Source organism: Cohnella sp. GbtcB17, assembly GCF_019091135.1.
Lineage (GTDB): Bacteria > Bacillota > Bacilli > Paenibacillales > Paenibacillaceae > Cohnella.
Genome location: NZ_JAGXJW010000160.1, coordinates 1 through 666, shown reverse-complemented (window position 1 = coordinate 666; position 666 = coordinate 1). Strand labels below are relative to the sequence as shown.

Genomic DNA, 666 nt, shown 5'->3' with positions numbered 1-666 from the left:
CGGCTAGGCCCCCTAAAACTGGAGTCATGCCCCACAGTGATTCCATTTTCGCAGCCTAGCTCGTTATTTCGAGCGATTACAACAGTCGGTAGAAATCCGAAGCATCTTCGAGCGTCTTCACCCACGCCGAAAACTTCGTTGGAGCCATGTGTTTTAAGCTGCCGTGCATTTTGCGGTTGTTGTAAAAGTCCATGAAACGGTCCAGAGCTTCGTAAGCTTCTTCGAGCGTGGAGAATTCCCGGTTGCGAAACAAGTTAAATTCAAGGATGCTGTGGAACGACTCGATATAGGCATTCATATTCGGCGTTCGCGGCGGGATCCGTTCATGAGTCATCTCCCAGCTTTCGCACATGTCCCCGAAAAGCTTGCTGACGAACTGGGGGCCGTTGTCCGTGCGGATCACAGGCATCGCTTCGCCTGGCTGAATACGATGCTGCAGCGCGGCCCCCAGCGTTTGCACGACGTGCTTGGCCTCGCAGACAGGGCCTCTGTACTGCCCGACGACGACGCGGTCGAACACGTCGATAATGCTGAGTATGAAAAAGAAGCGTCTTTGCACGTGCGCATAACCGTACTTAATATCCATCTGCCAGAGTTGATTCGATGCGGTAATGGTGCGATTTCTCGGCAACCGTCGCGGATGCGTCGGCAGGCGCTTGCGCGCGT

General features: G+C 54.4%; 1 protein-coding gene. It reads right to left on the bottom strand.

The features are described from left to right. Nucleotides 1–76: 76 nt before the first annotated feature. Nucleotides 77–666, bottom strand: a 590-nt coding sequence (locus tag KVT38_RS33470; protein WP_217598049.1) for a DDE-type integrase/transposase/recombinase, incomplete at its 5' end; no start/stop codon positions are given.